The following is a 17581-nucleotide window of genomic DNA, read 5'->3' as shown; positions in this document are numbered from 1 at the left end:
TATAGTTCTTAAAGCGCGATGCGCGCGATGGCGAAAAGACCGGTCGCTGCGGCGGCGTAGCTAAGGCAGATCATCAGAATGATCAGAACCTTCTGTGCCAATCCGTGAACATAGTCCTCGATCAGAACTTGCACACCATCTTTGAAATGCATGAACCCGACGACGATTGTCAGAGCGGCGACAATGGCGGGAAACGGCCGGGCGAAATAGGCCACCACATCCGCATGTGGCGCGCCCAACATCGACCCGAAGGTAAATACGAACAGTGGGATCAGCAGCAAAAGGGCGACAGAACTGACCTTCATCGCCCAGAAATGCGCCACGCCTGACTTGGCGCTTCCCATGCCCGACGCCCGCTTGCGATCTGTTAAATATCTCATCTGCGCCGCCCCTTATATGATCACAACGGTCAGAACCGTCAGAACCAAAGAGCCGATAACCACGGCCCATCCCAGTTTCTCTGCGGTTTCGATTTCAAGACCGATGGCATTGTCCCAGATCAGGTGCCGCACGCCGGCCAGCGTGTGATACCACAAGGCCCACAAGGACAGCAGCATCACAAGGTCGCCGAACCAGCTGGTAATCAGACCGTCCGCAACGGCAAAATATTCAGGTGATGTTGCCGCCGCCAGAAACCACCACACGATCAGCAACGCGGCCAGCAACAAAGCATTGCCGGTGATACGTGTCAGGATCGACGTAATAGAAGTAAGCTGCGGGCGATAGATCGACAGGTGCGGTGAAAGCGGGCGATTGCCCCGGTTCACGTCAGCCATGGGTGAGTCCTTTCCGGTTCTATGCGCACTGTTTTATAGGAATTTTTCCGGCTGTCACCCGCATCAAACCATCAAGAGCGCGGTTTTTTGGCGCGGCCTGTCACTTTTCCGGGGTCAATTTCCGTTTTGTGATCACAGTAATTATTGTGTGATCACAATTATCGCAGATCCAGATGACCTTTGTCTAAATCGGACAGCTGGCGCACCGTCTCGCGCTGCAACTTGCGCCGGATGCGATCCGGATAATCTGCAAAGCCGTTTGCGGTCATGACAAAAGCGCCTTCTCCCGTGATCACGTTTTCCCAGAAATACCCCGTCAGGTCTTCACCATCTGTTTCGATGACAACGGCGTTTACTGTCACTTTCTCCGCGTTCAATGCCGCGTGCATGTCGCGCGGGGATAATCCTTCATTGGATGAACCGTCGCCCGACACATCAATCACCTTGCGCCGGCAATCGGGAATGTCATCAAACGATGCCAGCGAATAATGCAGTGCTTCCCCTATCGCCGTTGAGTAATTCCGCCATAGCAGCGGCTCTTGCGTGACCCGTTCGGCAAAAGCTTCAACTGCGTCAAACGTGGTCATCTGCGCCCAAGAGATGCTTGTCTGTTGTCGCGATGACCCCGTCCATTGCACAAGTGTCAGCCATGCTTGTGCGTCAACCAGTGCTTCGGCCACGATCCCGTCACGCAACGCTTCTGCCAGTCCGTCCATTTGAATACGGTATTCCTGTGGATCGACCGAACCGGACACATCAACCGCCAGCACCAGCGCCAGATCGCAGGCCTGTGCCAATGAACCCGCCGAAACCGCCAGACCCATCCCCAGACCTATCCAGCGCAAATGTGTGCAAACCCGTTTCATAAGGCGACCTTATCAAGCGGTCGCAAAAACGCATTACTGTTTCACGTCACAATACCGACAGAACAAACGCAACCAGTATGACAACCAGCAAGACAGCAGCGATCCGCCAGGGTGTGCGGATTCCGGTGTCTTTTTCAATCTGCATCGGGATGATCATTGACGGAATGGCAACCGCAAGGCCCGCAACAAGTGCGGCAAGTTTCGCGGATAACACATCGGCCGAGATCGGAACCAAAGCCAGCCAGACCAGCATAAAGGCCAACGCGGCAAACGCGCCGCCCAGCACACGGCACAGCGCGCCAATGATCCGTACGGCATTCTTGCCCTTGTCGGATCCGTCCAGTTTCAGAATTTCGCGGTGGTATGCTGTCGGAACAGGCGCAACGCCGTAAACAATTGCCATCGCAAAAGTGCCCAGCGCAGCAAAACAATAAAGACCAACGGCCACTGTCAGCATATCTGTCCCTCCCTCAAAAAGACGCGTATGCATCCGGGCTGCATGAAAAAGCAAGACCTACGTCAAAGCGGCATCAGCGCCCAGTAATCCAGATCCAGCAGGACTTCGGGCAGGTACTTGCCATCGCTGCTTTTCAATTCGAATGGTGCACCGCCCTTGGTTGCCACAAGACGAAGCCGGATCGCACCCACACCCGGCCCAGCTGTTTCTGCCTTGTCCAGCACTTGCGACCATGCACGGATCGTATCACCGCTCAGACAGGGATTGGCGTGCGCGCCACTGTTCAAAGCAACCATCATCTGCGCATTGGCCAACCCGTTGAACGACAGCGCCCGCGCCATTGAAATCACATGCCCGCCATAGATCAGCCGTGTTCCATCAGGGCGTGCCGCCACATCAAAGTGCACTTTCGATGTATTCTGCCAAAGGCGGGTTGCCAGCATATGCTCGGCTTCCTCGACGGTGACTCCATCAACATGATCGATTGTTTCGCCAATCTCGTAATCACCCCAGCGATGCGGTTCACCGGCAAGAGTGTAATCATATCCGGTAAAATCCAGACCTTCGGGTACAACCAGATCTTCGGGCGAAACCACCTTTGCCAGGTCCGGAACCACTGTTTCGGGCGCCGCGGCACCGGGATCGCGTTTTCGCACCATCACCCAGCGCGCGTATTCCAGCACCGTTTCTTCGCGCTGGTTCATTCCGCACGTGCGCACGTAAACCACACCAGTCTTGCCGTTTGAATTCTGCTTGACCCCGATCACTTCGGAAACCGAGCGCAATGTATCCCCGGGATAAACCGGTTTCAGCCAGCGGCCTTCGGCATAACCCAGATTGGCCACAGCGTTCAAAGACACATCAGGAACAGTTTTGCCAAAGACCACGTGAAACGCAGCCAGATCATCGAGCGGACTGGCCGCCAATCCACATGCTCGCGCGAATTCATCCGATGAATAAATGGCGTGCCGCGCCGGATAGAGCGCATGGTAAAGCGCGCGTTCGCCCGCCCCTACCGTGCGTGGCACCGCGTGGTTCAAGACATCGCCTACGCTGTAGTCTTCAAAAAACCGTCCCGAATTGGTCTTTTGCGCCATCTACTGTTCTCCAAGCTTTGTGTTGGGTGTGTATGTGCCGTCTGCCTCCTTGATGACCGCCTGCCCGCATCGCATCACACCGTTCGCCTGATCGAACGCATATGTAGGATCACCGTAAAGCGACCACCCCCGATTCAACGCATCCGTAACCTTGTGGCAGAACGCAGAAGTGTCATCTGCTGTCAAAAACCGATAGAGTTTCATGTCGGGAAAGGCCACACACCCAGCCAGACGTGAACGGCCGCAACCACGCCATAAAGCACCAATGTAATCACCAGCAGGCGCACTTTGGTCGCTGTTCCGGCTGTCGGCGGCGGTGTCCAGTCAGGCTCTGCCCGGTTGATCAGAATGACCGAACCGACAGCCCAGCCCAGCAGTCCACCGAACAGGATGATAGACGCCAGATCGCCATTCACCAGCAAATGCGCCAGTGCCCATATTTTCACCGCTGTCAGTTGCGGGTGGCGGATCTTGTTTGCAGGCCAGACCTTGGCGCCTTTGGCCGCACTTGATCCGTAGACCCAGAAGGCAAGAAGCATCAGCGTATTATTGACGTGAACAAGAAAGGCCGGGGGCGTCCAGACATCTACATACCCGGCACTTCGATAGCCCAGGATCATCATCACGACAGACGCCACAACGGCAACGGCCACCAATCCCTTGCCCTTGTCGCCCAGCGCGGCGCGCGCATCCGGCATCAATCTTTTGAAATAGTGGGCGGCCACCCATAGCAACAGGCCAAGGATCAACAGGGTCATTTTCGGGTCACTCCGCTGCGAGGGCTTCGATTGACTCTGCTTTTGCCAGTACTTCACGTGCAGTTGCAACGTGCAGATTTTCGACGATACGCCCGTCAACCACGGCAACCGCCTGCCCGGCGGCTATCGCCTTTTCGAAGGCATTGATCTGACGGCGCGCCAGATCAATTTCCGCTTCGGTCGGGGCAAATGCCGTATTCGCGATCGCAACCTGTGCCGGATGGATCAGCGTCTTGCCGTCAAACCCCATATCCCGGCCCTGCTCACACTCTGCCTGCAACCCTTGGTCGTCCTTGAACGCGTTGAACACACCGTCAACGATCACAACGCCTTCGGCCTTGGCGGCCAGCAAACACAGACCCAGCGACGCCATCATCGGCAAACGGTCGGGCCGCGTGCGGCTTTGCAGGTCTTTGGCCAGATCGTTTGTGCCCATCACAAAGCCTTCAAGCTTCGGATGCGCCGCAATCTCGGCCGCGTTCAGGATGCCGCGCGGGGTTTCCATCATCGCCCAGATTGGCAGATCACCTGTGATCGACGCCAAAGCATCCATATCGTCGGGATGGTTGACCTTGGGCAGCAACACCGCGTCTGCATCCATTTCTGCAACGGCTTGCGCATCCTTCTTGCCCCAGTCGGTATCCAGCGCGTTAATGCGCACGATACGCATGCGCGGGCCAAATCCGCCCTCGCTCAGCGCCAGCTTCAACCCTTCGCGTGCATTATCCTTTTCATCTACCGCAACCGCATCTTCCAGATCGAAAATAATGGCATCGACAGCCAGAGATTTGGCCTTGTCCATCGCGCGGGGTTTGGATGCGGGGATATACAGGACAGACCGATAAGGGCGCAGTTTTGTGTTCATTTCAGCAGCTTTCTGGCGTGGATTTGCGCCTGAAAGGGCCATTTTTTGGCTGAATGTTCAAGGGATTTCTTGCCGCGGCGCAGCAATTTGCATGGTCTGCGATCAGGTAATCAGCCTTTTTCGCGCCCTGCGCCCGCCGCGTTAACCATTATTCAAAGCCTTCGGAAGCATGCTTTCAACCACATGAAGACGTGGATCAGAACCCTGCCCTACCGGCCTTTAATCGGACCAGGGGATGGCCATTCCGACCTCAACAGCACGAAACCGACGGCACAGGAGATACCGCTTGAAAAACGATATGGCTTTGAAGACCGCCGCACTGACCTTCTGTTTGTTTTTTGCGTGGTTTGAACTGGCGCAGGCGCAGACCGCACGCAATTGCGGCCCCCGCGATCTGGTGATCGAACGGCTTGCATCCGGTTATGGCGAAACCCGTCAAAGCATCGGCTTGGGGCAAAACAACGCAATCGTCGAACTTTTTGCCGCGCGCACAACCGGCACGTGGACAATCACCGTTACAACACCTGACGGGGTCACCTGTCTTGTCGCTTCGGGCGATGCTTTCGAAACGCTTGCGGAAACCCTGCCCGATGCTGGAAGTGACGCCTAAGACAACCCATCCCAGATCAGTTTGCTACCTGTCAGCACCAGCAACACATAGGTCAGTCCAAAAAATACGTGCTCGGGCACCAGACGGTGCGCTTTCACACCCAACCACGCACCAATCAATGCAAACGGGGCAAGAACCAGATTGGCTTGCGCTGTTTGCCAGGTGAACATCCCCAGAAACGCGTAAGGTATGAATTTGGCGATGTTGATTGCCCAGAACACCAACACTGTGGTTGCCTGAAATCCGGTTTTTCCCAGTTTCTGCGACAATAGATACACTGCCGCAGGTGGCCCGCCCGCGTGACTGACAAAGCTGGTAAACCCTGCAACACCACCGGCAACCCAGCCGGCCCAAAGCGGCAGACGTTCCCGGGCGGGCCGGATCAGGCCACGGGTCTGCGCAATTTGCCAAACCACGAACGCAATGGCGATGCCGCCGATCAACAGCCGGATCACGTCCGCATCCGCAACTTGGAACAGGGCAGCCCCCAGCGCGACCCCCGGCACACCCCCGAAGATCAGAACCCGGGCATCTGGCCAGCTCCACTTTTTCCAATAGGGCCGCAATGTCACCGCATCGATCAACATCAACAAAGGCAGCATGATCGCCAGTGCCTGTCCCGGTTCGATCACCAGCGCCAGAATCGTTGCCGCGGCAAAGGCCGCGCCGGATCCGAATCCGGCCTTGGATACGCCTGCAAATACAACTGCGGGCCCGGCAATTGCAAAAAACGTCCAATCCAGTACCAGCATGCAGCAGCCTCATTTTCTTGGTGTGCGACGTGCTTTAGCGCCATTCCCGCCAAGCGAACAGTGCCCGCGCACGTTTGTGCCGCACCGCAGCACCCTTGCACCCTGATACATTTGGGACTACGCAAGCGTCCAAATTTCACCAACCAAACGGACCGGAGACATATTCCATGGCCAGACCCAAAATTGCCCTCATCGGCGCAGGTCAGATCGGCGGCACGCTCGCCCACCTTGCCGCTTTGAAAGAACTTGGCGACGTCGTTCTTTTCGACATCGCAGAAGGCACACCCGAAGGCAAAGCGCTGGACATCGCTGAATCCGGGCCTTCGGAAGGGTTTGATGCGAACCTGTCGGGCACCCAGTCTTACGCCGATATTGCCGGTGCGGATGTGTGCATTGTAACCGCCGGTGTTCCGCGCAAACCGGGGATGAGCCGGGACGATCTGCTGGGCATCAACCTAAAGGTCATGAAATCTGTTGGCGAAGGCATCGCGGCACACGCGCCAGACGCGTTTGTCATCTGCATCACCAACCCGCTGGACGCCATGGTATGGGCCTTGCGCGAATTTTCGGGTCTGCCGTACGAAAAGGTCTGCGGTATGGCCGGTGTTCTGGACAGCGCGCGGTTCCGCCACTTCCTTGCGTCGGAATTTGATGTCAGCATGCGCGATGTCACGGCCTTTGTTCTGGGCGGACACGGCGATACAATGGTGCCGCTCACTCGGTATTCCACGGTTGGCGGCATTCCGTTGCCTGATCTGGTCAAAATGGGCTGGACCACGCAGGAAAAACTGGACGCCATCGTGCAGCGCACCCGTGATGGCGGTGCCGAAATCGTCGGCCTGCTGAAAACCGGCTCCGCCTTTTACGCACCGGCAACATCCGCGATCGAAATGGCCGAGGCCTATCTGAAAGACCAAAAACGCCTGCTGCCCTGCGCCGCTTTTGTCGATGGTGCTTACGGGTTGAAAGGGTTTTATGTCGGAGTTCCGACAGTGATTGGCGCCGGTGGCATTGAACGCGTCGTCGACATCAAGATGAACAAGGATGAGCAGGCCATGTTCGACAAATCTGTCGACGCCGTGAAAGGCCTTGTCGCCGCCTGTAAAGAGATTGATCCAAGCCTGGCCTGATCTCGGACGCGATACCTGAACTTGAAAACGCCCGCTTTGACGGGCGTTTTTTTATGCACGAATGTCGTGGGGATATTCAGAGGCAGACAGCGTATATACGCCCGATAGCCCTGCTGGTACCGCAGATTCAGGTGCGAATCACTTTGCAAATCCGACGGGTTTGAATTTTTGTGATCACACTATTTTTCCCTGTGATCACAAATGTCGCTTTTCTTGTCGAAAAGCCGCCACTGCGGCAAAATGGCATTTAATTATCTGACGAACACGCGACTATAGGCAGATAATTGAAGCTAGACGGGACAGATTTGATGAACATCCACGAGTATCAGGCAAAAGCACTGTTGCGCAGTTACGGCGCACCGGTCTCGGACGGGCGGGTCGTGTTAAGGGCGGAAGACGCCAAAACCGCCGCAGGCGAAATGGACGGTCCGTTGTGGGTGGTCAAGGCACAGATCCACGCCGGTGGTCGCGGCAAGGGCAGCTTTAAAGAAGCTGACGCCGGGGAAAAAGGCGGTGTCCGCCTGACCAAGTCGGTGGAAGAAGCCGCGCAGGAAGCCAAGAAAATGCTGGGCCGGACACTGGTCACCCATCAAACCGGTCCCGCGGGCAAGCAGGTCAATCGCATCTATATCGAAGACGGATCCGGCATCGAAACGGAATTGTATCTGGCCCTGTTGGTCGATCGCCAAACCAGCCGTATTTCTTTTGTCTGCTCGACAGAAGGCGGCATGGACATTGAAGAAGTCGCCGCAAGCACTCCGGAAAAGATCCTGTCGTTCAGTGTTGATCCCGCGACAGGGTATCAGGCGTTTCACGGGCGCCGCATCGCATTTGCTTTGGGCCTGAAAGGCGCGCAGATCAAACAATGTGTGGCCTTGATGGGCACACTTTATAAAATGTTTTCCGAAAAAGACATGGAAATGCTGGAGATCAACCCGCTGATCGTGACCGACAAGGGCGATCTCAAATGTCTGGACGCCAAGATGGGGTTCGATGGCAACGCGATCTATCGCCATTCCGATATTGCGGAACTGCGCGACGAAACCGAAGAAGATCCCAAAGAACTGGCCGCGTCCAAATACGATCTGAACTATATCGCGCTGGACGGAGAAATCGGCTGCATGGTCAACGGCGCGGGCCTTGCCATGGCAACGATGGACATCATCAAACTTTATGGTGCGGAACCCGCCAACTTTCTGGACGTTGGTGGTGGTGCAACCAAGGAAAAAGTGACCGAAGCGTTCAAGATCATCACATCCGATCCCAACGTCAAAGGCATTCTGGTCAACATTTTCGGCGGCATCATGCGCTGCGACGTGATCGCCGAGGGCGTTGTTTCCGCCGTGAAAGAGGTGGGCCTGAAAGTGCCGCTGGTGGTCCGTCTGGAAGGCACAAAGGTCGAAGAAGGCAAGGCCATCATCAACAATTCCGATGTGGACGTGATCGCCGCAGATGATCTGCGCGACGGGGCCGAGAAGATCGTGAAGGCCGTGAAGGGTTAATCGCACAGCGCGCCAACCTTCATTCCGAACAAAAGATATCAAGGAGCCACCGAATGGCCATTCTCATCGACGAAAACACCAAAGTCATCTGTCAGGGCCTTACCGGCTCTCAGGGCACGTTCCACTCGGAACAGGCGATCGCCTACGGCACCAAAATGGTCGGCGGCGTAACGCCAGGCAAAGGCGGCAGCACCCATCTTGACCTGCCGGTGTTCAATTCCGTGCACGAAGCGATGCACACCACCGGCGCGAACGCGTCCGTGATCTATGTGCCGCCCCCCTTTGCCGCGGATTCGATCCTGGAAGCGATTGACGCTGAAATGGAACTGATCATCTGCATCACCGAAGGCATTCCGGTGCTGGATATGATGCGGGTCAAACGTGCGCTGGACGGATCGAAATCGCGCCTTGTCGGCCCCAACTGCCCCGGTGTGATTACGCCGGACGCCTGCAAGATCGGCATTATGCCCGGCCACATCCACAAGCGTGGATCCTGCGGTGTTGTGTCCCGCTCGGGCACGCTGACCTACGAGGCGGTGAAACAGACATCGGACAGCGGGCTTGGCCAGTCCACCGCAGTCGGCATCGGCGGCGACCCGATCAAGGGCACCGAACATATCGATATTCTGGAAATGTTTCTGGCCGACCCTGAAACGCAAAGCATCATCATGATCGGCGAAATCGGCGGCAGCGCCGAAGAAGAAGCCGCACAGTTTCTGGCAGACGAAAAGAAAAAGGGCCGCTGGAAACCCACCGCCGGTTTCATCGCGGGCCGTACCGCACCTCCGGGTCGGCGCATGGGCCATGCCGGTGCCATTGTAGCCGGTGGCAAAGGCGACGCGGAAAGCAAGATCGAAGCAATGCGCAGTGCCGGAATTGTCGTGGCCGAAAGCCCGGCAAGCCTTGGTGAAGCTGTACTGGAAGCGATCGGGTAACTGAATTGGCCCGTTCCGCAGCATGCGGGGCGGGTTTGAATTTTCGTGTCCACATATTTTGAATTGGGGTCCAGACATGACCGAACAACCCACCAACGACCAGTTCCACGCCTCTTCGTTCATGCAGGGGCACAATTCGGAATATCTGGAACAGCTTTACGCGCAATATGCCAACGACCCGAACGCGGTCGATGCAGCCTGGGCCGAGTTTTTCAAGGCTCTGGGCGATGCCGATCTGGACATCAAGAAAGAAGCATCCGGCCCGTCCTGGGCGCGCACGGATTGGCCCCCGGCCCCCAATGACGATCTGACATCGGCACTGACCGGTGAATGGCCCGCGCCGCCCGCCGAAGCGGATGGCGCAGGTAAAAAGATTGCCGCCAAAGCCGCCGAAACCGGTGCCAAAGTCAGCGAAGATGCGATCAAACGTGCCGTGCTGGACAGTATCCGCGCCCTGATGATCATCCGCGCCTACCGTATCCGTGGCCATCTGGTGGCCGATCTGGATCCGCTGGGCATGCGCGAAATGGCGGCGCATCCCGAACTTGATCCCAAATCCTACGGCTTCAGCGAAGCCGATATGGATCGCCCGATTTTCATCGACAATGTTCTGGGCCTACAAATCGCGTCGATGCGCCAGATCGTGGAAATTGTGAAACGCACCTATTGCGGCACGTTTGCCCTGCAATACATGCATATTTCAAATCCGGAAGAAGCCAGCTGGCTGAAGGAACGTATCGAGGGGCTGGACAAGGAAATCCGCTTTACCCGCGAAGGCCGCAAGGCGATCCTCAACAAGATGGTCGAGGCCGAAGGCTTTGAAAAATTCCTGCATGTCAAATACATGGGCACCAAACGCTTTGGTCTGGACGGCGGCGAAAGCCTGATCCCCGCGATGGAACAGATCATCAAACGCGGCGGCGCGCTGGGTGTGCGCGATATCATTATCGGCATGCCCCACCGCGGCCGTCTGTCGGTGCTGGCCAACGTCATGCAAAAGCCCTACCGCGCGATTTTCAACGAATTTCAGGGTGGCAGCTTTAAACCTGAAGATGTCGACGGATCGGGCGATGTGAAATACCACCTTGGCGCGTCATCAGATCGTGAATTTGACGGCAACTCGGTCCATCTGTCGCTGACAGCCAACCCAAGCCACCTTGAGGCGGTCAATCCCGTGGTGCTGGGCAAGGCCCGCGCCAAACAGGACCAGCTGAACGACAAGGAACGCATCAAGGTTCTGCCGATCCTGCTGCACGGAGATGCGGCCTTTGCCGGTCAGGGTGTTGTCGCCGAAGGCTTTGGCCTGTCCGGCCTCAAGGGGCACAAGACCGGCGGTACGATGCATATCATCGTGAACAACCAGATCGGGTTCACCACGGCACCGCATTTTTCGCGTTCGTCCCCGTACCCGACCGATATCGCCCTGATGGTCGAAGCACCGATTTTCCACGTGAACGGCGATGACCCCGAAGCGGTTGTGCACGCGGCCAAGGTTGCCACTGAATTCCGCCAGAAGTTCCACAAGGATGTCGTTCTGGATATCTTTTGCTACCGCCGGTTTGGACATAACGAGGGCGACGAGCCCATGTTCACCAACCCGATCATGTACAAGAAGATCAAGACCCACAAAACCACTCTGTCGCTTTACACCGAACGTCTGGTCAAGGACGGCCTGATCCCCGAAGGCGAAATCGAGGATATGAAAACCGCCTTTCAGGCGTTTCTGAACGATGAGTTCGAAGCGGGTAAGGAATATAAGCCCAACAAAGCCGACTGGCTGGATGGGCGCTGGTCGCATCTGGGCCGCAACAAAGAAGATTACGTGCGCGGCGAAACCGCAATTCCCGCGAAAACACTGGCAGAGGTCGGCAAGGCCCTGACAACCGCGCCCGCTGATTTTCCGTTGCACAAAACCGTTGGCCGGTTGCTGGAAAGCAAAAAGGCGATGTTTGACTCTGGCACAGGCTTTGACTGGGCCACGGGCGAGGCGCTGGCCTTTGGATCGTTGCTGACCGAAGGCTATCCGGTGCGCCTGTCCGGTCAGGATGCGACGCGCGGTACCTTCAGCCACCGCCATTCCGGTTTCATCAATCAGGACACCGAAGAACGGTATTACCCGCTGAACCATGTGCGCAAAGGCCAGTCGCATTACGAAGTCATCGACTCGATGTTGTCCGAATACGCGGTGCTTGGCTTCGAATACGGCTATTCCCTGGCTGAACCCAACGCGCTGACCATCTGGGAAGCGCAGTTTGGCGATTTCGCCAACGGCGCACAGATCATGTTCGATCAGTTCATCAGCTCGGGCGAAAGCAAATGGCTGCGCATGTCCGGTCTGGTGTGCCTGCTGCCACATGGCTACGAAGGCCAGGGGCCGGAACATTCGTCGGCCCGCCTGGAACGGTTCCTGCAAATGTGCGGACAGGACAACTGGATCGTGGCAAACTGCACGACGCCTGCGAACTATTTCCACATCCTGCGCCGACAGGTGCACCGGTCTTTCCGCAAACCGCTGATCATCATGGCGCCGAAATCGCTGTTGCGTCACAAAATGGCCGTCAGCAAAGCCGAAGAATTCACCGAAGGATCGTCCTTTCACCGCGTGTTGTGGGACGATGCGCAGCACGGCAATTCCGATACCAAGCTGAAGCCGGACAACAAGATCAAACGTGTCGTGCTGTGTTCCGGCAAGGTCTATTTTGATCTGCTGGAAGAACGCGATGCGCGCGGGATCGACGATATTTACCTTCTGCGGGTCGAACAGTTCTATCCGTTCCCGGCGATTTCGATGGTTAACGAACTGGAACGGTTCAAATCGGCCGAAGTGGTCTGGTGTCAGGAAGAACCGAAAAATCAGGGCGCGTGGACGTTCATGGAACCGAATATCGAATGGGTTCTGGGCCGGATCAAGGCCAAGCACAAACGCCCCGTCTATGTGGGCCGCGCCACTGCGGCTTCCCCCGCCACCGGCCTCGCCTCTCAGCACAAAGCCCAGCAAGCAGCCCTCGTGAACGACGCGCTGACTATTGAAGGAAAATAAACCATGACAATCGAAATCCGCGTCCCGACTCTGGGCGAATCCGTGACCGAAGCAACCGTGGCCACTTGGTTCAAAAAGCCCGGTGATGCTGTCGCTGTCGATGAAATGCTGTGCGAGCTGGAAACCGACAAAGTCACCGTCGAAGTGCCCAGCCCGTCGGCCGGTACAATGGGTGATATCGTTGCCGCAGAAGGCGATACTGTGGGGGTGAACGCCCTGCTGGCCACATTGAACGAAGGCAAAGGTGCCGCAAAATCCGACGCCCCTGCTGAAAAACCAGCTGCGGACGCCGCGCCAAAAGACAGCGGCGGCACAACCGATGTGATGGTGCCCACCCTTGGCGAATCCGTGACCGAAGCCACCGTCAGCACATGGTTCAAGGCCATGGGCGATACTGTCGCGCAGGATGAAATGCTGTGCGAGTTGGAAACAGACAAGGTCAGCGTCGAAGTGCCAAGCCCCGCCGCCGGTGTTCTGGCCGAAATCGTCGCCCCCGAAGGCAGCACCGTGGATGCTTCGGCAAAACTCGCCGTGATTTCCGGTTCAGGCGCAGCCGCCGCGCCTGCCGCTGAGGCCCCCGCTGCCGCGCCCGCAGCCCCCGCCGCATCCGGCAAGGATGTGGAAAACGCACCCTCGGCGAAAAAGGCCATGGCCGAAGCCGGGATCAGCGCCGACGCCGTTACCGGCACGGGCCGCGACGGGCGGATCATGAAAGAAGATGTGGCCAAGGCACTGGCCGCGGGCACCAGCGCCGCAGCCGCGCCTGCGCCGGCGGCTGCCCCGTCCCGCGCGCCATCTGCCGCGGATGATGCCGCACGCGAAGAACGTGTGAAAATGACGCGGTTGAAACAGACAATGGCCCGCCGCCTGAAAGAGGCACAGAACACCGCCGCGATCCTAACCACCTTTAACGAGGTCGACATGACCGAGGTGATGGCACTGCGCAAGGAATACAAAGACTCGTTTGAAAAGAAACACGGCGTGCGCATGGGCTTCATGTCGTTCTTCACCAAGGCGTGCTGCCACGCGCTTAAGGAAATTCCCGAGGTGAACGCCGAAATCGACGGCACCGACGTGATCTACAAGAACTATGTGCATATGGGCGTGGCTGCTGGCACACCCACCGGCCTTGTGGTGCCAGTTGTGCGCGATGTCGATCAGATGTCGTTTGCCGACATTGAAAAAGCCATTGGCGAAAAAGGCAAACGCGCGCGTGATGGCAAGCTGACCATGGCCGAAATGCAGGGCGGCACATTCACCATTTCGAACGGCGGCGTTTACGGTTCGCTGATGACCGCCCCGATCCTGAACCCGCCGCAATCGGGCATTCTTGGCCTTGCCAAGATTCAAGACCGCCCGATGGCCATCGCCGGCGAGGTTGTGATCCGCCCGATGATGTACATTTCACTGTCTTATGACCACCGGATCATCGACGGCAAGGGCGCTGTCACGTTCCTTGTCCGCGTCAAGGAACTGATCGAGGATCCGCGCCGCTTGCTGATGGATTTGTGATCATTTTGATCCGCGGCGAGAGACATAGGGACACATTCGCCCGCCAGTTTCGAAAAATGTGCCTGCCGGGAAGAAGCGGTTGGGCGCAACCCGTGCGGGCATCGGCAAGGGGTCAAGGCCAATGACCCTCGAACTCACTGTCCTCACCCTCGCTGCCCTGCTTCAGGTCGTTCAGTACGTCCTGATGGCGGTGCCTACGAATATCGAACTGGGGCCGGGCAAGACGCTGTCTCCTCGGGATCGCCATCGCCTGGGCGGTGATTTGCAGGATCAGGTCAGCGTCCCGACGGGCCGCCTGATCCGCGCCCTGAACAACCATTTCGAAGGGTTGATCCTGTTCACCATCGCCTGCGTGGTGATCGCCCTTACAGATCAATCCACCCCTTTCACGGCCAGTTGCGCATGGGTTTATCTGGTCGCACGGATCGCCTACATTCCGGCCTATGCATTTGGCCTTAGCCCTTGGCGCAGCCTGATCTGGGCGGTGGGGTTTCTGGCCACGACATTCATGCTGTTCGCGGCGCTGATCTAATTCGGGCGGTCCGACCGCCCCAAAATCAAAGGATAAACCAATGGCATCTTATGACGTGATCATCATCGGCTCGGGCCCCGGCGGCTATGTCTGCGCCATCCGCTGTGCACAACTTGGCCTAAAGGTGGCGTGCGTCGAAGGGCGCGATACGCTGGGCGGCACCTGCCTGAACGTCGGCTGTATCCCGTCCAAGGCCCTGCTGCACGCCAGCCATATGCTGCACGAGGCCGAACACAATTTCGCAGAGATGGGGCTTAAGGGCAAAAGCCCGTCAGTCGACTGGAAACAGATGCTCGCCTACAAGCAAAGCACGGTTGATACCAACACCAAAGGCATCGAATTCCTGTTCAAGAAGAACAAGATCGACTGGCTGAAAGGCTGGGGCAGCATCCCCGAGGCTGGCAAGGTCAAGGTGGGCGATGACGTGCACGAGGCCAAGAACATCATCATCGCAACCGGATCGGAACCGGCCCCGCTCAAGGGTGTCGACGTGGATGAAAAGGTGGTTGTCACCTCGACCGGCGCGCTGGAACTGGGCAAGGTGCCCAAGAAAATGGTGGTGATCGGCGCGGGTGTGATCGGCCTTGAACTGGGTAGCGTCTATGCCCGTCTGGGATCAGAGGTGACAGTGATCGAATTTCTGGATGCGATCACGCCCGGCATGGACAGCGAAGTGCAAAAAGTGTTCAAGCGGATGCTGGGCAAACAGGGGATCAAATTCATCATGGGCGCCGCCGTTCAAAAGACAGAGGCGACCAAGACCAAGGCCAAGGTGACCTATAAACTGCGCAAGGATGACAGTGAACACGTGGTTGACGCCGATACCGTGCTGCTGGCAACGGGGCGCAAACCCTATACGGACGGTCTGGGGCTGGATGCACTGGGCGTCGAAATGTCCGAGCGCGGCATGATCAAGACCGACGAACACTGGCAGACCAATGTCAAAGGTATCTATGCCATCGGTGATGCCATCGCCGGCCCGATGCTGGCGCACAAGGCCGAAGACGAAGGCATGGCCGCAGCGGAAACGGTGGCGGGCAAACACGGGCATGTAAATTACGGTGTCATTCCCGGTGTGATCTATACCCATCCCGAAGTGGCCAATGTTGGTGAAACCGAAGAGAGCCTGAAAGAACAGGGACGCGCCTTTAAGGTGGGCAAGTTCAGCTTTATGGGCAATGCGCGCGCCAAGGCGGTGTTTGCGGGCGACGGGTTCGTCAAAATTCTGGCAGACAAGGAAACCGATCGCATTCTGGGGGCGCATATCATCGGCCCCGCTGCCGGTGATCTGATCCACGAGGTGTGTGTTGCCATGGAATTCGGCGCATCCGCGCAGGATCTGGCGATGACATGCCACGCCCATCCCACCTACTCCGAGGCTGTGCGCGAAGCCGCTCTGGCCTGCGGCGACGGGCCGATCCACATGTAAGCGGACCGGCGCGCGGGTTTACTGCCGCCGGATATCGACGCGGCGGTTCAACGCCTTGCCATCTGCCGTGTCATTGCTGGCTACGGGCTCCGTTTCGCCTTTGCCGACGGGCCCCAACCGGGCGCCGTCTATGCCTTGGCCGACCAGCCAGTTGACCACGCTTTGCGCGCGCCGGTTGACAGGTCAAGATTATAGGCATCTTCGCCATCGCTGTCCGTATGCCCTTCTATATCCACAACAAGGTCGGGCGCAGCCGTCAGCGCGGCCAGCAACCGTTCCAATGCGCCGGTGGCAGATGGTTTGGGAACATCGCTGTCCACCTCGAAATAGATGCCGTAAAGGCGCGCAACCCCTTCGGTCTCTAATGCCGTCACGATCGGATCGGGCGGCGCGCTTGTTTCAGTTGCTGCAGGTGTCGGGCTACACGGCGTCGTGGTGCCTTCGGGCGCGACCGGTCCGGCCCAGACCGACCGGCTGCGCTGGCGGTATCGGACACCAGCGAGGGCGCCTGTGTTGTCGACCGTCAGGAATGCCGTGCCGGTGATCCCCTGATCGGACCGCCACGACAGCAGCGCAACCCCGTCAACCACCGATCCGGTTACCGTACCCGTGCTAAGCCCGCTATTGTCCGTGAAACACCCAAGGATCAGATCATCCGCCTGCACCAGTTCCACGAAATTCTTGCGCCCGGTCTGAAACACGCCGGTAAACCGGTCCACATCATCAGGCACGGTCAATTCCCCGTGCGCAATCACTTCGGCAAAGTACAGAAACGCGGCATCCGGCGATTGTGCGCTTTCCACGGTAACGCGCAGCCAGCGCATCGGTGTGGTGTTCGTTACATCTGCCAATGTCGCCCCGTCCTCGGCCGCGCTGAAACGCGCCAGTTCGACATATCCGGTTTCGGGGCCGTCTGCGGAACCTTCAATCAACACATCCTTGGCCGAACCACCCGCGACACCGCCGGGCCGGGGGCCGGCACCGTGAATACCTACCTTGGTCAACAGGGCCGGGGACAGAAGTTCAAAGACAAAGGAATAGGGCAACGGGTTTTTCTTGGTGCTCATGCTCCATGTGCTGGACGGATCGCCATCGGTCAGGGCAAGGCCGGCTGTCGGATCATGATCGGACGGCAGCAGGATCGCGCCTTTCGCCAGTGTCAGCAGATCATCAGGCTGCGATGTCTGCGCCGCAACGGGGCGGATCATCGCCGCCGTACAGCTCAGAACCAGCCATATATACAAAAACCGCATTGCAACCCCCCGTTTCGCTTAACGCATCCTGCCTGCAAGGCTAGGGCAAAGCAGGAAATCGGGCAAC

At 57.7% G+C, this 17581-nt stretch carries 19 protein-coding genes; 8 read left to right on the top strand and 11 right to left on the bottom strand.

Annotation, left to right across the window (positions count from 1 at the left end; all coding sequences use genetic code 11):
• Positions 1-8: 8 nt before the first annotated feature.
• The 8 genes from sdhD to OLX72_RS09200 all read right to left on the bottom strand — a co-directional run bounded on the left by sdhD (position 9) and on the right by OLX72_RS09200 (position 4819).
• Positions 9-380 carry a succinate dehydrogenase, hydrophobic membrane anchor protein gene (gene sdhD / locus OLX72_RS09235; protein ID WP_114871476.1) on the bottom strand — a complete coding sequence of 124 codons (372 nt, stop codon included), beginning with the start codon at positions 378-380 and terminating at the stop codon, positions 9-11.
• Positions 381-392: 12 nt separating this feature from the next.
• Entirely contained in the window at positions 393-776 is a 384-nt protein-coding gene (gene sdhC / locus OLX72_RS09230; RefSeq protein ID WP_114871477.1) for a succinate dehydrogenase, cytochrome b556 subunit, read from the bottom strand.
• Between the two features lie 158 nt (positions 777-934).
• Positions 935-1642, bottom strand: coding sequence for a DUF1194 domain-containing protein (locus OLX72_RS09225; protein ID WP_433990320.1), 708 nt, complete (start codon positions 1640-1642; stop codon positions 935-937).
• A gap of 46 nt (positions 1643-1688) precedes the next feature.
• Positions 1689-2132 (bottom strand): hypothetical protein, encoded by a 444-nt coding sequence (locus OLX72_RS09220; protein ID WP_433990319.1) that lies wholly within the window; start codon positions 2130-2132, stop codon positions 1689-1691.
• A 29-nt stretch (positions 2133-2161) separates the two neighbouring features.
• Positions 2162-3196, bottom strand: coding sequence for a MaoC family dehydratase (locus tag OLX72_RS09215; RefSeq protein ID WP_114871479.1), 1035 nt, complete (start codon positions 3194-3196; stop codon positions 2162-2164).
• Positions 3197-3400 (bottom strand): DUF1737 domain-containing protein, encoded by a 204-nt coding sequence (locus OLX72_RS09210; RefSeq protein ID WP_114871480.1) that lies wholly within the window; start codon positions 3398-3400, stop codon positions 3197-3199.
• Complete coding sequence (locus OLX72_RS09205) at positions 3397-3954, bottom strand: NnrU family protein (RefSeq protein ID WP_114871481.1); 558 nt, start codon at positions 3952-3954, stop codon at positions 3397-3399. The genes OLX72_RS09210 and OLX72_RS09205 overlap by 4 nt, the downstream gene beginning before the upstream one ends.
• Before the next feature lie 7 nt (positions 3955-3961).
• On the bottom strand, positions 3962-4819 hold the full coding sequence (locus tag OLX72_RS09200; RefSeq protein ID WP_114872429.1) for an HpcH/HpaI aldolase/citrate lyase family protein: 858 nt from the start codon (positions 4817-4819) through the stop codon (positions 3962-3964).
• A gap of 298 nt (positions 4820-5117) precedes the next feature.
• Between OLX72_RS09200 and OLX72_RS09195 the strand changes: the two genes are divergently transcribed.
• On the top strand, positions 5118-5429 hold the full coding sequence (locus OLX72_RS09195; RefSeq protein ID WP_254684809.1) for a hypothetical protein: 312 nt from the start codon (positions 5118-5120) through the stop codon (positions 5427-5429).
• On the opposite strand, the gene OLX72_RS09190 is transcribed toward OLX72_RS09195, so the two are convergent.
• Positions 5426-6181 carry a sulfite exporter TauE/SafE family protein gene (locus tag OLX72_RS09190; protein ID WP_114871482.1) on the bottom strand — a complete coding sequence of 252 codons (756 nt, stop codon included), beginning with the start codon at positions 6179-6181 and terminating at the stop codon, positions 5426-5428. The genes OLX72_RS09195 and OLX72_RS09190 overlap by 4 nt on opposite strands.
• Positions 6182-6348: 167 nt before the next feature.
• On the opposite strand from OLX72_RS09190, the gene mdh reads away from it, so the two are divergent.
• From mdh to lpdA, 7 genes are all read left to right on the top strand, one after another.
• Positions 6349-7311, top strand: coding sequence for a malate dehydrogenase (mdh, locus tag OLX72_RS09185; RefSeq protein ID WP_433990318.1), 963 nt, complete (start codon positions 6349-6351; stop codon positions 7309-7311).
• Between the two features lie 308 nt (positions 7312-7619).
• A complete protein-coding gene (gene sucC / locus OLX72_RS09180) occupies positions 7620-8813 on the top strand; it encodes an ADP-forming succinate--CoA ligase subunit beta (RefSeq protein WP_114871484.1) in 1194 nt (397 codons plus the stop codon).
• Between the two features lie 53 nt (positions 8814-8866).
• Positions 8867-9748: a succinate--CoA ligase subunit alpha gene (gene sucD, locus OLX72_RS09175; protein ID WP_114871485.1), complete on the top strand. Its 882-nt coding sequence runs from the start codon at positions 8867-8869 to the stop codon at positions 9746-9748.
• A gap of 76 nt (positions 9749-9824) precedes the next feature.
• Entirely contained in the window at positions 9825-12788 is a 2964-nt protein-coding gene (locus OLX72_RS09170) for a 2-oxoglutarate dehydrogenase E1 component (protein ID WP_114871486.1), read from the top strand.
• A 3-nt stretch (positions 12789-12791) separates the two neighbouring features.
• Positions 12792-14300 carry a 2-oxoglutarate dehydrogenase complex dihydrolipoyllysine-residue succinyltransferase gene (gene odhB, locus OLX72_RS09165; protein WP_433990317.1) on the top strand — a complete coding sequence of 503 codons (1509 nt, stop codon included), beginning with the start codon at positions 12792-12794 and terminating at the stop codon, positions 14298-14300.
• Between the two features lie 121 nt (positions 14301-14421).
• On the top strand, positions 14422-14832 hold the full coding sequence (locus OLX72_RS09160; RefSeq protein WP_433990316.1) for an MAPEG family protein: 411 nt from the start codon (positions 14422-14424) through the stop codon (positions 14830-14832).
• A 40-nt stretch (positions 14833-14872) separates the two neighbouring features.
• Positions 14873-16261, top strand: coding sequence for a dihydrolipoyl dehydrogenase (gene lpdA, locus OLX72_RS09155; protein WP_433990315.1), 1389 nt, complete (start codon positions 14873-14875; stop codon positions 16259-16261).
• 18 nt (positions 16262-16279) lie between these two features.
• On the opposite strand, the gene OLX72_RS09150 is transcribed toward lpdA, so the two are convergent.
• Both OLX72_RS09150 and OLX72_RS09145 read right to left on the bottom strand, forming a co-directional pair.
• A complete protein-coding gene (locus tag OLX72_RS09150) occupies positions 16280-16420 on the bottom strand; it encodes a hypothetical protein (RefSeq protein ID WP_433990314.1) in 141 nt (46 codons plus the stop codon).
• Positions 16390-17514 carry a hypothetical protein gene (locus OLX72_RS09145; protein WP_433990313.1) on the bottom strand — a complete coding sequence of 375 codons (1125 nt, stop codon included), beginning with the start codon at positions 17512-17514 and terminating at the stop codon, positions 16390-16392. The genes OLX72_RS09150 and OLX72_RS09145 overlap by 31 nt, the downstream gene beginning before the upstream one ends.
• Positions 17515-17581: the final 67 nt, after the last annotated feature.

Origin of the sequence: Sulfitobacter sp. TBRI5 (genome assembly GCF_051013555.1) — a bacterium.
Taxonomy (GTDB): Bacteria; Pseudomonadota; Alphaproteobacteria; order Rhodobacterales; family Rhodobacteraceae; genus JL08.
Note: the sequence above shows the minus strand (reverse complement) of the source record. Positions and strands in the feature narration are given on the sequence as shown.